Origin of the sequence: Pseudarthrobacter raffinosi (assembly GCF_023913735.1) — a bacterium.
Taxonomy (GTDB): Bacteria; Actinomycetota; Actinomycetes; order Actinomycetales; family Micrococcaceae; genus Arthrobacter; species Arthrobacter raffinosi.
Window position 1 is genome coordinate 113,294 of sequence record NZ_JAMXBH010000010.1, and the last position, 13,755, is coordinate 127,048.

General features: G+C 66.2%; 16 protein-coding genes. 8 read left to right on the plus strand and 8 right to left on the minus strand.

The window, feature by feature from the left end:
- Complete coding sequence (locus NG698_RS11080) at positions 1–309, plus strand: MmcQ/YjbR family DNA-binding protein (RefSeq protein WP_252600288.1); 309 nt, start codon at positions 1–3, stop codon at positions 307–309.
- Positions 310–330: 21 nt separating this feature from the next.
- Here NG698_RS11080 and NG698_RS11085 read toward each other — a convergent pair whose 3' ends face one another.
- Positions 331–657, minus strand: coding sequence for a MerR family transcriptional regulator (locus tag NG698_RS11085; protein WP_252600289.1), 327 nt, complete (start codon positions 655–657; stop codon positions 331–333).
- A gap of 135 nt (positions 658–792) precedes the next feature.
- On the opposite strand from NG698_RS11085, the gene NG698_RS11090 reads away from it, so the two are divergent.
- The 3 genes from NG698_RS11090 (at position 793) to NG698_RS11100 (ending at position 2,068) form a co-directional block, all read left to right on the plus strand.
- Entirely contained in the window at positions 793–1,218 is a 426-nt protein-coding gene (locus NG698_RS11090) for an Hsp20/alpha crystallin family protein (RefSeq protein ID WP_252600353.1), read from the plus strand.
- A gap of 74 nt (positions 1,219–1,292) precedes the next feature.
- Positions 1,293–1,646 carry a J domain-containing protein gene (locus tag NG698_RS11095; RefSeq protein ID WP_252600290.1) on the plus strand — a complete coding sequence of 118 codons (354 nt, stop codon included), beginning with the start codon at positions 1,293–1,295 and terminating at the stop codon, positions 1,644–1,646.
- Positions 1,647–1,690: 44 nt separating this feature from the next.
- Entirely contained in the window at positions 1,691–2,068 is a 378-nt protein-coding gene (locus tag NG698_RS11100; protein ID WP_058931288.1) for a hypothetical protein, read from the plus strand.
- Here the strand turns inward: NG698_RS11100 and NG698_RS11105 are convergent.
- Complete coding sequence (locus NG698_RS11105) at positions 2,060–2,836, minus strand: AAA family ATPase (RefSeq protein WP_252609748.1); 777 nt, start codon at positions 2,834–2,836, stop codon at positions 2,060–2,062. The two genes, NG698_RS11100 and NG698_RS11105, sit on opposite strands and share 9 nt — an antisense overlap.
- Before the next feature lie 300 nt (positions 2,837–3,136).
- Here NG698_RS11105 and NG698_RS11110 point away from each other — a divergent pair, with 300 nt between their 5' ends.
- Positions 3,137–4,702 carry a glycoside hydrolase family 1 protein gene (locus tag NG698_RS11110; RefSeq protein ID WP_252609749.1) on the plus strand — a complete coding sequence of 522 codons (1,566 nt, stop codon included), beginning with the start codon at positions 3,137–3,139 and terminating at the stop codon, positions 4,700–4,702.
- 12 nt (positions 4,703–4,714) lie between these two features.
- Here the strand turns inward: NG698_RS11110 and NG698_RS11115 are convergent, their stop codons facing one another.
- The 3 genes from NG698_RS11115 to NG698_RS11125 form a co-directional block, all read right to left on the minus strand.
- Positions 4,715–5,566, minus strand: coding sequence for a formate/nitrite transporter family protein (locus NG698_RS11115; protein ID WP_252575216.1), 852 nt, complete (start codon positions 5,564–5,566; stop codon positions 4,715–4,717).
- A gap of 39 nt (positions 5,567–5,605) precedes the next feature.
- Entirely contained in the window at positions 5,606–6,688 is a 1,083-nt protein-coding gene (locus NG698_RS11120; RefSeq protein ID WP_252600294.1) for an App1 family protein phosphatidate phosphatase, read from the minus strand.
- Between the two features lie 72 nt (positions 6,689–6,760).
- Positions 6,761–7,486, minus strand: a complete 726-nt coding sequence (locus NG698_RS11125) for a DUF72 domain-containing protein (protein ID WP_252609750.1) — start codon at positions 7,484–7,486, stop codon at positions 6,761–6,763.
- Between the two features lie 150 nt (positions 7,487–7,636).
- Between NG698_RS11125 and NG698_RS11130 the strand changes: the two genes are divergently transcribed.
- The 3 genes from NG698_RS11130 to NG698_RS11140 all read left to right on the plus strand — a co-directional run bounded on the left by NG698_RS11130 (position 7,637) and on the right by NG698_RS11140 (position 10,575).
- Positions 7,637–9,439: a glycoside hydrolase family 15 protein gene (locus NG698_RS11130; RefSeq protein ID WP_252600296.1), complete on the plus strand. Its 1,803-nt coding sequence runs from the start codon at positions 7,637–7,639 to the stop codon at positions 9,437–9,439.
- A gap of 123 nt (positions 9,440–9,562) precedes the next feature.
- Positions 9,563–9,853 (plus strand): YegP family protein, encoded by a 291-nt coding sequence (locus NG698_RS11135; protein WP_252570412.1) that lies wholly within the window; start codon positions 9,563–9,565, stop codon positions 9,851–9,853.
- Positions 9,854–9,897: 44 nt separating this feature from the next.
- Positions 9,898–10,575 (plus strand): HAD family hydrolase, encoded by a 678-nt coding sequence (locus NG698_RS11140; RefSeq protein ID WP_252600298.1) that lies wholly within the window; start codon positions 9,898–9,900, stop codon positions 10,573–10,575.
- Between the two features lie 88 nt (positions 10,576–10,663).
- On the opposite strand, the gene NG698_RS11145 is transcribed toward NG698_RS11140, so the two are convergent.
- From NG698_RS11145 to NG698_RS11155, 3 genes are read right to left on the minus strand one after another with little or no spacing between them, the layout of a single operon-like run.
- On the minus strand, positions 10,664–11,041 hold the full coding sequence (locus NG698_RS11145; RefSeq protein ID WP_252600299.1) for a sterol carrier family protein: 378 nt from the start codon (positions 11,039–11,041) through the stop codon (positions 10,664–10,666).
- Positions 11,041–12,057 (minus strand): asparaginase, encoded by a 1,017-nt coding sequence (locus NG698_RS11150; RefSeq protein ID WP_252609751.1) that lies wholly within the window; start codon positions 12,055–12,057, stop codon positions 11,041–11,043. Before NG698_RS11150 ends, NG698_RS11145 begins: the two co-directional genes overlap by 1 nt.
- A 36-nt stretch (positions 12,058–12,093) precedes the next feature.
- Positions 12,094–13,671 (minus strand): molybdopterin-dependent oxidoreductase, encoded by a 1,578-nt coding sequence (locus tag NG698_RS11155; RefSeq protein ID WP_252600301.1) that lies wholly within the window; start codon positions 13,669–13,671, stop codon positions 12,094–12,096.
- Positions 13,672–13,755 lie beyond the last annotated feature (84 nt).

Consider the following 13,755-nt stretch of genomic DNA (forward strand, 5'->3'; position numbering starts at 1 on the left):
ATGGCAGCCGAGGACGACGTGCGGAGGATGTGCCTGGCGCTGCCCGGTGTCACCGAACGCAGCAGCTGGGACCGGCCCGCCTGGTTCGCGAAGACGCTGATGGCACGCATGTGGGAGGACGGCGTGCTGACGGTGAAGACCACCGAGCGGGAGGCGCTGGCCGGCATGGAGCCTGCTACATATTTCTGGACCCCGCACCATGAGCGGTCGCCGCAGCTGGTGCTGGTCCGGCTGGACCAAATCGGCGCCGAGGAACTCGGAGAACTGCTCGAGGAGTCCTACCGGCTGGCGGGCGGCCGCGGATCCTGACTGGCCAGGGGACCCTGGCCGCTACGTGTCCGGGCGTGACCTGGCCCGTCTGAGGGCGCGGCGCAGTTCGGCATTCGCTGCCTCGAGCTCCAGGACTTTGGCTATGCCGGCAAGATTGAGCCCCTGGTCCAGGAGTTCCCCGATGTGCAGGAGCAGGCCGATGTCGGCGTTGCTGTATTGACGCGTGCCGCCGGCCGTACGCTCCGGGAGGATCAGCCCTTTCGTCTCGTAGAGCCTGATGTTCTGCTGCCCGGTCCCTGCCAGCTTTGCTGCTACAGAGATGGCATACAGTGCCTGACCGGCCCGAGGACCCGGTTTCTGTTCTGGCGTTCTACTGACCGCGTCCACCCCAAAATACCTTCCCCGTGATGTTGCATCAGTCTCGCACGAGTGCTATAAAAAATCTATATCCACCAATACAGATAACCGATGGTGGGTAGATGAACTGGATTCAACTTCTAGGAACTGAAGGAGTGGGAAATGATGTTGATGCGTACGGACCCGTTCCGTGAGCTGGACCGGCTCGCCCAGCAGGTCTTCGGAACCGCCGCCCGGCCGGCGGCAATGCCCATGGACGCCTGGCAGGAAGACGGCGAGTTCGTGGTGGCGTTCGACCTCCCGGGCGTCAAGGTGGATTCCGTGGACCTGAACGTGGAGCGCAACGTACTGACCGTCCGCGCGGAGCGCCAGGACCCCACCCAGCCCAATGTTGAGCTGGTGGCCTCAGAGCGACCGCGCGGTGTCTTCAGTCGTCAGCTCATCCTGGGCGACACGCTCAATGCGGACACCATCAAGGCCAGCTACGACCAGGGCGTGCTGACCCTGCGGATCCCGGTGTTGGAGCAGGCCAAGCCGCGCAGGATCGAGATCGAAACCAAACAGGGTTCCCTGCACGAGATCGGTAAGTAGGTCCGGACCCAGGGGCGCCGGCTACGTCCGGCGCCCCTGGGCCTTCCCGGTCAGAATTCCCGACAAGGACCGCCATGACCAGCCAGCCGGACTACTACGATGAGCTGCGCGTGAAGCCTGCTGCCAGCCAGCAGGAGATCTCCCGTGCCTACCGGGTGCTGATGCGCACCCATCATCCGGATCTCGACGGCGGCGCAACGGTTGACCGCGACGTGCAGGATGGAGAGCTGCTGCGGATCATGCAGGCGTTCGCTGTCCTCCGTGACGCGGCGCGGCGCGCAACCTACGACAGGAGCCGCAACGGACCAAGCGCGCCGGGTGGCACCCCGACAGTCATCCCCGTCCGGAAGGTCAGCAACCGGTACGTCCCGGCCGGCAACACCATCAGGATCACCACGGTGCGCTGGGAAAGCGGACCGTGGAAGTAAACCCGTAAGACGACAGCCATCACCGCGAGGAGGCGGACAAAACAATGAGCGACTGGCGCCGCTACGACTCCCACCTGATTCCTGCCTTCCACGAACGCTTCGAACAGCGCTGGGGCGAGGGTACTGCACCGTTCCTGGACCCCGAAGCCCACGAAGAGCCGCTTCCCCGCGCACAGTGGATCAATCCTGCCACTGGCGCGGCCTTGGCAGTGGTCCCCGTATGGACCGCCGAAGACGAGCAGCAGCGGTCCTTCGGGGTGTTCTATCTTCCGCCCGCCGGCGACGTCTGGGTGCTGCGGCCCGGTTACACCGGTTATCTCGAGCCGGCAGACGGCGACGCGGAGCAACTCGTCACACTCCGGAACGATGCCTTCCGGAAGGCCGTGGCGCACGCCAAGGAGTTCCTCTTCGGCTCACAATGAGCCGGCCGCGTCCGTGCCGCTGCCCAGCAGGCTGCGGGTGAGGGTTTCGGCGTCGGCCATCAGGTCGTCCACGGCGGCCGCCAGGTGCGAATCGGACACCGGGGTGTTATCCAGCGCCGCAGCCACCACCGCCCGCCGGACCGGTTCCCGCGCGAAGGAGGCGGTGGTTCCCGCCGTCCGTTCCGCGGCGGCATCCAGTGCCGCCGGGCTGAACGCCACCAGGCGGCCGTAGAGTTCCAGCAGCCGGACTCGCTCGGCATGGGCCGGCAGCGGGATCTCCACCGCGAGGTCCACCCGGCCCGGGCGCTGCGCCAGCGCCCGCTCCAGCATGTCGGGCCGGTTGGTGGTGAGGACAAACGCGACGTCGGCGTCGTTGTCCAGGCCGTCCAGCACCTCAAAAAGCAGCGGCTGCGGCCCGTGCCCGAAACTCCGGTCCTCGGCAATAAGATCGCAATCCTCCAGCACGACGATCGAGGGCTGCAGCGCCCGGGCCATGCGGGCCGCCTCGGAGATCCTGGCGAGCGATCCGCCCGAGAGGAGGATCGCCGTCGAGCCTTCACTCTGGCTCAGCAGGTGGCGCACGGTGTGCGTCTTGCCGGTCCCCGGGCGGCCGCACAGCAGGATGCCCCGTTTGAGATGCTGGCCGTGCTGTTTGAGGGACGCCCGGTGCGTGGCGATGCCCACGGTGTGGTCCGCGACCTTCTGCAGCAGGCCGTCGGGCATGATGACGTCCGACGCCGGGAGGCTGGGACGGTGGTGGAACGTCACCCCCGCGGTGCTCGGCCAGGAATCCGTTGGCTGTTTCAGGCCCCACGGCAAGGTTCACCACGGAGAGGCCTTCAGCCGACTCACCCAGGTGCTCCGTCAGCGCCTCAAGCAGCCGCTTGCCCGCCTGCTGCCGGTGGTTTCCGGCCTGCGTCAGCTGGACCAGCTCGGAAAAATCGTCGATGAACTTCCCCAGTTTTTCATCATGCTCAGATCTAGCAGCGACGCTCGTCAGCAGCCCTGCCGTGTGCCATTCTGGGACGTACCCGTTCCACGCTTTCTCGGTCATGAAGGACTGAATCCATGCACATTTCCGCCAAGGACCTGGCCGCCCTCATCCCTGCGGACTTCACGCTGGGCGTGGCCACGGCGGCCTTCCAGATCGAGGGCGCCCTTACTGAAGACGGCAGGGGCACGGCGGGCTGGGACGTGTTTTCGGCCAAGGAAGGTGCCATCGTGGACGGGCACAGCCCGGCCGTAGCCTGCGACCACTACCACCGCATGCCCGGCGATGTTGCCCTTATGAAGCAGCTGGGTGTCGACTCGTACCGGTTCTCACTGTCCTGGCCCCGGATCCAGCCCAACGGCAGCGGCCCGGTGAACCCTGCCGGGCTGGCGTTCTATGACCGGCTTCTGGACGAACTCCTGGCCAACGGGATTTCGCCCATGGTCACCCTCTATCACTGGGACACTCCGCTGGCACTGGACGACGCCGGCGGCTGGATGAATCGCGATACCGCCTACCGCCTGGGGGAGTTCGCCGCGATTGCCGCTGCTGCGTACGGCGACCGCGTTGCCCGCTGGGTCACCATCAACGAGCCCGCCACGGTCAGCACCAACGGCTACACCATGGGCCTGCACTCACCGGGCGAAGCACTTATGGTCAACGCGTTGCCTACCGTGCACCACCAGCTTCTGGGCCACGGGCTCGCGATGCAGGCATTGCGGGCGGCGGGGGTCCCAGGCGAGATCGGGATGACCAACGTGTACTCGCCCATGGTCCCGAACTCCATCAACCCCCTGGACTGGATGAGTGCGGGCCTGATGGACATCGCCCAGAACCGGATGTACGCGGACCCCGTCCTCACTGGCCAATATCCGGATATCATCCGCGCCGCGAAGTTCTTCGGCTCATTCGACCATCCGGACGAGGACATGGAGATCATCTCCCAGCCGCTGGATTTCTACGGCCTGAACTACTACATGCCCACGAAGGTGGCTTTCGGTCCTGGTGAAGGGGCTGTGCCGGCGAGCATGGCGGAGGCCATGGGCAGTGACTTGAGTGCGGCAGGCAACGGCTCCACGCCGTTCCACGTCGAGGCCTGGCCCGAAGCGGACATCACCTCCTACGGCTGGCCGGTGAAGCCCGAGTACATGGGGGTGGCGTTGAAAGAGATGGCAGAGCGGTACCCGCATCTGCCGCCGGTGATCATCACCGAGGGCGGGGCGAGTTTCGAGGACATCATCGTCCGTGACAAGTCCACCAACACCACCTTCATCCCGGACGAGCGGCGGCTGAAATACCTGTCGGACCACATCGAGTCAGCGCTGAAGGCCACGGCCCCGGGCGGTGACGCAGAGGGCATCGACCTGCGGGGCTACTACGTGTGGTCGCTCCTGGACAATTTCGAATGGTCGGCAGGCTACAACCAGCCGTTCGGCCTGCTGCATGTTGATTTCGAGACCCTGGAGCGCACGCCGAAGGCGTCCTACTTCTGGCTTCAGGAGCTCATCGAGGAGCGGAACATTGCCGCGACGGCGGGTGCCGCCGTCGCGCAGGCCGCCAGTGAGGAACCGGACACTGCCGCTGATCCCGAAACGGCGGTATCTCCCGACGACGGCGTGACCACCTCAGGTGCCACCGCCTAGTGTCCTGGGAACCTAGCCGGCGTGGTGCGCGTCCTCCGGGTCCTCGGGTGAGTCATCGCGACGTTCCTTCACCAGCTTGCTGGCACTCACCAGCCGTAGCGCGGTCACCAGCAGGACCCCGCCAAGCACATTAAAGACCACTACATAGGAAAACCAGCCGAGCCATTGAAGGTAGTTGATGTCAGCACCCGTGTGGATGGCACCGAAGATCAGCAGCGAGTCCAGGATCGAGTGGAAGAGCTGCAGCCCGTAGAGCAGGAAAGCGCCAACGACGGCGGCCGCGATCTTGCCGGTGACGCTGTCCGTCCCGTGCTGCATGCGGGTCATCAACGTGATGGTGCTCCCCGCCAACACGGCAAGACACACGGTTTTCCAGTTAAACCCGGCGTCGAGATAGTGGGTGGCTTCCTTCGTGATGGTCTCGCTCCACTGCGGGAACGCTGTCATGATCAATGCCATGAACAGCCAACCGCCCACCAGGTTAGCGATGAGTGTGCCGCCCCAGAGCTTCCCGAGCTGCGCGTAGCTTGCCTCCCGTGCGACGACCGCGGCAATGGGCACCAGGAAGCCTTCCGTGAACAGCTCGCTCTTGGCCAGCAGGAGGGCGATGAGGCCTGCACTGAACGCCAATCCCGCGAGAAGGTGGTTCTCGGTCTCATATAGAACGCCGAGGTACGCCATAATGCCAACGCCTATTTCAAACCCGCCGAACAAGCCGGTGATGAGCACGTCCCGAAAGGAGCGGTTCAGCCGCTGCGCGCCTTCCTCAACCGTGCGGTCGAAGGATTCCTCCACCTCCTCCTCAACCGGGCCTGGATTGTCGCCAAGTTCCCGCCGCCGCGCATCGCCGTCGGTGTCGCTCATGCGTGTCGCCTATCCGCCTGAAAGTGTGTGGTGATTGATCTAGAGGAGGTCCAGGAGCTTAAGCTGTTTGGCCATCCCCGCGCCGTCCGGCGAATAGATCCAGGGCACCACCGACGTGGTGTGGTCGCCGTCCTCGGAGTGCCCGCCGGCGAAGACGGACTCGCTGACGGAGAGCTGCCGGATGGCGATGGCGGCCACCTTGTCGGCGTTTTCCTGGGCGAAGCCTGAGTAGATCTGTTCGTCGTGCTGGCCGTTGTCGCCGATCAGGAGCCACCGCATGTCCGGGAATTCCTTGGCGAGGCGCTCCAGGTTGCGGTGCTTGTGCTCCTGCCCGCTGCGGAACCAGCGGTCCTGGGTCAGGCCCCAGTCCGTGAGCAGGAGGGCGCCGGATGGATACATGTTCCGGCCCAGGAACCGCGCCAGGGTGGGGGCAGCATTCCACGGACCCGTGGACAGGTAGATGACGGGCGCGTCCGGGTGTTCAATGGTGAGCCTTTCCAGCAGGACCGCCATCCCCGGCGTCGCCATCCGGGCCCGTTCGCTGAGGACAAACGTGTTCCACAGGGCCAGGAACGGCCTGGGCAGGGCGGTGACCATCACGGTGTCGTCGATGTCGGACACGATGCCGAACTTCGCATCGGCATCGATCACCTGGATCAGCGTCTCCACGGGTTCGGTCCCGTCAGCCCGCAGGATGGCCGTGTGCCAGCCCGGCGGGAGCTGCACGTCCACCACGGTGTCGATCAGGCCGCCACGGTCCGCCCGGACTCGGGTGGTGACGCCGCCAATGGTAATTTCCACCTCGATGAACTGCAGGGGGACGCTGGTGAAGGCCCGCCAGCCGCGGACGTTTTGTGTGCCGTTGCGGGCAGCCTGCTCGGCCCGGCTGCCCGGGGCCGGATTCTTGGTTAACAGGACGCGGCCGAGCACGCGTACCCAGTCGGTCGAACCGTAGCCCTGGTACGCGATGGTCTGCGGTGCGAAATTCCAGCCCTTGGCGAGCTGGATGCGGACGGCGTTGACGACGGCGGAGATCCGGTGCGCCAGGCGTAAAAGCTGGGTGCCGGACAGCGGTGCGGGGTGCGGAGTGTTCTGCGGTGAATTCTGAGGAGCCCTGTCCATGTCTCCACTCTGCCACAGCGCAACCGCGCGCCGGGCACCCTGGCGGTCCCGCCGCCGTGCGTGACGTCAGCCTCAATCAAGGAGCCAGCGGAGGGTGTCGGCGTTCCGCACGGCGTTCCCGCCGCCGTCGTTGTTGAAATAGGCATAGACATCCTTGCCTGCCGCGGACCATTCGCGGATCCGGTCCGCCCACCACTGCAGGTCCGTATCGGAGTAGGAGCCGCCATACAGGTGCTGATGGTCAGGCCCGTGGAGCCGGATGTAGACGAAGGGCGCTGTGGCGCGGAGGATGCACGGCAGTTGGGCGCCGCTCATGATGCAGTACGCGGCCTGGTGCCGTTCCAGCAAGGCGTACACGTCCGGATGGTCCCAGCTGGGGTGCCGGAACTCCACGGTCACCCGGATCCACCACGGGACCGCGGCGAGGAAGTGATCCAGCCGGGCATCATCGCGCTGCAGCTGCGGTGGCAGTTGGACCAGGAGGACAGCGCGTTTGTCGCCCAGTTCGTGCCAGCAGCGGGCGATGCGTTCCAGCCAGACTTCGGGTCCGTAGAGTTTCTTGCCGTGCGTCAGGCCGCGCGGAGCTTTGACGGACATCACGAACCCGTCCGGGAGCCTGCGCCGCCAGCTGGCGAAGGACGTGTCCCGGGGCCACCGGTAAAAGCTGGCGTTCAACTCAACGGTGCCAAACCGGGAACCGTAGTGCTGGAGCCTGTCCCGGGCCGGGAGGCCTGGCGGGTAGAGCACGTTCTCCCAGTGGTCATAGCTCCAGCCGGAGGTGCCGATATAGACAGCCACAGTCAGCTGACCCGCAGGGGAGATGGGTGAACCATGATGCCTCCGGTGTTCGTGGACCGGCCGTCAACTCACGGTACACCGCTGTGCTTTGCCACTATCATTCACGGTTGTTTTCTCCGGCAGGGCCCATCCTTGTGGCAGTGTATGGGAATGGCGCGCATTGAAGATTATGCAGTTGTTGGCGACCTCCACACCGGCGCCCTGGTCAGCACCGAGGGCTCCATCGACTGGCTTTGCCTGCCGCGCTTCGACTCGCCGGCATGTTTCAACGCGCTCCTGGATACGCCTGAGGCCGGACGATGGCTACTGGCACCCGAGAGCGGCGGCACCTGCACCAGGCGCGGCTACCGGGAGGGGACCCTGATCCTGGAAACAGAATGGGAAACCCCGGAGGGTACCGTCAGGGTTATTGACTTCATGCCGCCACGCGACGCGGTGGCGGACATCGTGCGGATCGTTGAGGGCGTGAGGGGAAGCGTCAGGATGCACGGTGAACTGGCGCTGAGGTTCGACTACGGGCATATCGTTCCCTGGGTGCGGCGCGACAGGCACGGCCTGCATGCCATCGCCGGCCCGGACTCCGTCTACTTCGTCACCAAGGCGCCGCTTCACGGCGAGAACATGCACTCCGTCAGTGACTTCACAGTCCACGCGGGGGAGCGCATCCCCTTTGTCCTGACGTGGGCGCCCAGCCACGTTCCCCGCCCGCACACGGTGGACGCCGAGGTAGTGCTGGGCACCACCCTGGCCTTCTGGCGCGGCTGGGCATCCCAGTGCACCGTCCAGGGAAAGTACCAGGATGCCGTGGTCCGTTCGCTGGTGACCCTGAAGGCGCTGACCTACGCTCCCACGGGCGGCATCGTCGCTGCGGTCACCACGTCCCTGCCGGAACAGCTGGGCGGTCCCCGCAACTGGGATTACCGCTTCTGCTGGCTGCGGGACGCCACCATGACGCTGCAGGCGCTCCTGGCCGCCGGCTACACCACCGAGGCTGCCGCCTGGCGTGACTGGCTGCTCCGCGCTGTGGCGGGCGATCCGGCCGACCTGCAGATCATGTACGGAATCCACGGCGAACGCAGGCTTCCGGAAATGGAACTGCCGTGGCTTGCCGGGTACGAGAATTCAAAACCGGTACGGACCGGCAACGGCGCCGCCGAGCAGCTTCAACTGGACGTCTGGGGCGAGGTCCTGGACTGCCTGGCGCTGACCAGGAACTCCCTGCTGAAACACACGGACGAGTCCTGGGACGTCCAGGTGGCCCTGATGCAGCACCTGGAGACCATCTGGGACCAGCCGGACAACGGACTCTGGGAGATGCGCGGGCCGCGGCGCCATTTCACGCATTCCAAGGTGATGGCCTGGGTGGCCGCAGACCGGATGGTTAAAGGCGTCCGCGATTTCGGCCTGCCCGGCCCCGTGGAACGCTGGGAGGCCCTTCGCGACACCATCCACCGGGACGTCATGGCCAACGGCTTCGACCCCGTCCGCAACACCTTTGTGCAGGCGTATGGCCGGCCCGAACTGGATGCCAGCCTGCTGTTGATCCCGCGGGTGGGCTTCCTGTCGCCGGATGATCCCCGGGTGCTGGGGACCATTGACGCGATCCAGCGGGAGCTCACCGAAGACGGTTTTGTGCTCCGCTACCGTCCCGCCGACAGCGACGACGGCCTCCCGGGAGACGAAGGGGTGTTCCTGGCCTGCTCGTTCTGGTTGGTGGAGGCCCTGCTGGGCGCGGGACGCACCGAGGAGTCCACCGAACTCTTCGAGCGGTTGCTCGAACTCCGCAACGATGTGGGCCTGCTCAGTGAGGAATGGGGCGTCAGGGCAGGGCGGCAGCTGGGCAATACGCCCCAGGCCTTCAGTCACTTCGCGCTTGTGACAAGCGCTCTTGAGCTTCATCAGGATACGGTTCGCCGCAGTGACACACCTATTCCCCCGGAGACAGACAGGTAGGGCAATGAGGGCCTGAGGGCCTGCCCCGCTCTTCACGTCCGGGAGAAAGGTAAGTATACTTACTAGACTTGCGGAGCGCTCCTAATGGGGCTCAGCGCCGCGACTGAACGAGGGGTGGTTGTAATGGCCGGACATTTTGAGCTGGTGGATGCGCCTGACGGCGGCTACAGGGTACGGATGTTGGATGGTTCAGGAAGCCTGATGGCTATCTCGGTGACCTTCCCAACGAAGCGCGCAGCGGTGGCCGGCATTGCGATGGCCCGCGAGATTGCCGGCACAGGCCTGATCAGGGACTTCAGTAACAACGGTGCCGGAACCGTGATCCGGGATCGGATTGGCCCCACGTCATCCCCGAAGGATAGCGCCGCCCGCGGCAAGAAGCTGTCCGGGGCCGCTCGCGCTGTAGTCGGGTGATCACCCAGAGCCACGCCCTGGTCCGCGGGCGGCGATGGGGCGTCTTGTTTGACGTTGATGGGACCCTGGTGGACTCCGCCTACATCCACACGCTCGCGTGGTGGCAGGCGTTCCGACAGCACCAGCATGACGTCCCCATGGCCGCCATTCACCGGTGCGTCGGGATGGGTGGCGATCGTTTGGTGGACACGCTTCTTCCTGCTGGCCGGGACCGCGAGGCCGACGCCGACATCCTGGCCAGCCATGCGGCAGTCTTCGCGCAGAGCTGGCCGTCGCTGCGACCGTTCGACGGCGCCAAGGAGCTGCTTGCGCAGTGCCACGCCGGGGGACTCGCCGTCGCCCTGGCATCATCGGCACGAACGCAGGATCTGAAGGCCACCCGCAAAGCCCTTGGTGCGGACTCGTTCATCCATGCCGCCACCAGCGCGGACGATGCGAAGGCAAGCAAGCCGGCCCCGGACATCCTCGTGGCCGCGCTTGAAGCTGTTGGTGTGGCCGCGGCCGGAGCAGTCTATGTGGGGGATGCGGTGTGGGACATGCAAGCTGCTGCCGCGTTGGGAATCCCTGCCATCGGCGTCACCTGCGGCGGGACCAGCGCCGCCGAACTCCGCGAGTCAGGCGCGGCCGAGGTCTACAACGGCCCCCGGGACCTCCTGGACAACCTGCAGGCAAGCGCCATCGGCAGGCTGCTGACGCTGGAATCGAACCCCGCCGGCGCCTAATAGCGCGAGGGGACACTTGCGGCCCTGCCCGCGGGGGCTTAACTGTCCGTTCGCGCCGGTGCCGGGACGGTTGGGAGGGTGGGGCAGGTTAGAGGGGGAGCAGGCCTGAGAGGTCAGCGCGCAGGCCGGAGGCGGACACCTTGTGCGCCGCGACGGCGTCCGACCAGCTCAACTGGCCGGTCACCATACCAAGCCAGGTGGCGGCGTCGCATTCGATCACGTTGGGCGGGGTTCCGCGGGTGTGCCGCGGTCCCTCCACGCACTGGGTGACGCCGAACGGCGGCACCCGCACCTCCACCGAGTTCCCCGGCGCCCGCGCGGTCACCTCCTCCAGCGTGTACCGCACGGCCGTGGCGGTGACGTTGCGGGGGAGCGGAATGTCCGACGGCGATGCGGCGGCTTCCTGCCATGCGGCCAGTGCCGCTGTGCCTTCTTCAATGCCGATCCGACGGCGTGCTACAGCCATCAGTCCAGGAGCGCGGACACGGCCGGGCCCAGGCGGATCTTGCCCACCTCGTGGCTGCCGCCCATCACCGGGGCCACCACTTTTTCGAGGACGCTGGAGACGCCGGGGATATCCACGGCGCCAACCGCGGCGAGGAGGGTCAGGCCCACCAGGGACGTGGCCCGCAGATTCCCGTCAAGCATCTTGATGGCCACCGAGACACCCTGGGGTGTGGCCATGGCCAGGACGCCCTCGGCACCAATCTTGGCGATGATGCCCAGTTCGTCCATCACGATGGTGTTGGCCTCGCCGTGCCCCTGGACGGCCCAGGGGTAGTCGAGCATGGACGTGGCGATGGTGGCGGCGCGGGCGTTGGAATTTTTGTCGCCCGGGGCCTTGGCCAGCATCGAGAACGCTCGCGCCAACCCGGTCAGCGAAATGGCGGCCACCGGGGCCCCACACCCGTCAATGCCCAGGTGGGCGATCTTTTCGCCGCTGTATTCCTCGATCACACTTCGGACGCGCTGCTGCAGAGGATGGTTCGGTTCAAGGTAGCTGTGGGTGTCCCAGCCGTTTTCGGTGCAGGCCCACAGGAAGGCGGCGTGCTTGCCGGAGCAGTTGAAGGCTAGCTTCGATTTGCCCTTTTCGGACCTGACCAGCCAGTTGCGGGCCGTCTCGTCCTGCGGCCAGGCGGCGGGGCACTGGAGCTGGTCCTCCCGGACGCCGGCGGCCTTGAGCATTCCCTCCACCACGTCCATATGGTCCAGGGAGCCCACGTGGCTGCCGCAGGCCAGCGCCACCTGAGCGCCGCGCAGCGGAACTCCGGACTGCATGGCCGCCAGGGCCTGCAGCGGTTTAAGCGCGGACCGTGCGTACAAGGGAGTCCGGATGTCACCGAGTTCTGTGACGACGGACCCGTCGCCGGACAGTACGACGGCTGAGCCGATGTGCCGGGACTCCACAAAACCGCTTCGTTCAATAACGGCGAGTTCGACAGCGGAGTCCACGGTGAACGTGGCATGCGGGTTGTGCGGCATGATGCCAGTCTAGGGGCGGAATCGGCGAATGCCGGGCTACTCCACGGTGACCATGACAGACTGCCAGCCGGAGGCGCCGTCGGGCACCGGATCGGCCCGCTGATCGGTCTGGACCTCGCCCGTTCCGTCGGTGGCGCGGACCTTGATGTAGTGCGGTCCCGGTGTGGCTTCCCAGTCGAAGGACCACTGGCGCCACGTGATGAGGGACGCCTCGGTGGACAGGACTGCCTCGGCCCAGGGGTTGTTGTCGATCTGGACTTCCACCTTGGTGATGCCGCGGGTCTGTGCCCACGCAGTGCCGCCGATCGCCACCCGGCCGGCGGGCACCTTGGCGAAGGACTTCGGAACTTCCACCCGGGCCATGGTCTTGATGGGGCCGCGCTCGGACCAGCCGCGCTGGGTCCAGTAGGCCTTGCTGTCCGCGAACCGCGTCACTTCCAGGTCCACCACCCACTTGGTGGCGGAGACAAAACCGTACAGCCCGGGCACCACCATGCGCACCGGATAGCCGTGCTCCAGCGGCAGGGGCTCGCCGTTCATGCCGATCGCCAGCATGGCATCGCGGTCATCCTGCAGGACCTCCAGCGGCGTGGAGGCGCTGAAGCCATCGATCGACGTCGACAGCACCATGTCCGCACCGTCCTTGGGACGTGCGCGCTTGAGGACCTCGCGGATGGGAAGGCCGAGCCAGCGAGCGTTCCCGGCGAGGTTTCCGCCCACGGGATTGGAAACACAGGTGAGGGTCACGTGCGATTCGATGAGGTCGGCGTCGAGCAGGTCCTGGAAGGTGAGGCGGACCTCTTCCTCCACCAGCCCGTGCACGCGGAGCTCCCAGTCTTCGGCGTTGATTTCGGGCACGCTCAGGGCGGTATCGATCCGGTAGAAGTCCCCGTTGGGGGTCAGCCAGGGGCCGACGCCGGCTGCCGGAGACTGGACGCCGGCGGGCACAGCGGCCGCGGCCTTTGCCGGGGTGGGCAGCTGCAGGGCCTCGCGGGCCTTGGTGATGTTGCTGCGGGCGGCGCTGAGCAGGCGTCCGCCCGTGGCTGCGATCCCAGCGCCGGCCACGGTGATCCCGGCCGCGGCGAAGAAGCGTCGGCGGCTGGTGGCGGGACGGTCAGGTTCCGCGGCGCCCGTGTCGGCAGGAGCCTCGGGCCAGGACTTCAGCCGCCAGAGCGGGGCGATCAGCAGCCGCAGCACCACCAGCCCTGCAATTGTGCCCAGCACGGTGGGGATGGCATCCAGCGGCTTCACGCTGGCCCGAGTCACCACGCTGGCCACGATCACCGCGCCCATCAGCAGCACACCGGCAACGCCCAGCGCCCACTTGCGGTAGGCCACCACACCCAGCACGCAGGCCAGCAGGAAAATGGTCAGGCCCATCCCCACAAACAGCGCGGCTTTGTCATTCGTGCCGAACGTGGCGATGGCAAAGTCCTTCATCCACGGCGGTGTGAAGTCGATGAACGTGGACCCCAACGCGATCACCGGAGTTGCCCGGGCGGTAAAGAACGCTCCGATCAGCTCCGCTACGGAAAGTACGACGGCGGCAGCCGCCACGCCTGCCAGCGCGGCCATTGCGGCGGGGTCCTTGAGCCACTTCAGAAGCTTCTTCATGCCTTGGATTCGTTGCGGCGGGCCGCAGGGATGGCCGGGCGAGGACACAGCTTAGGAGCACCCCCTTAGGAAAGGGCAGGGTGC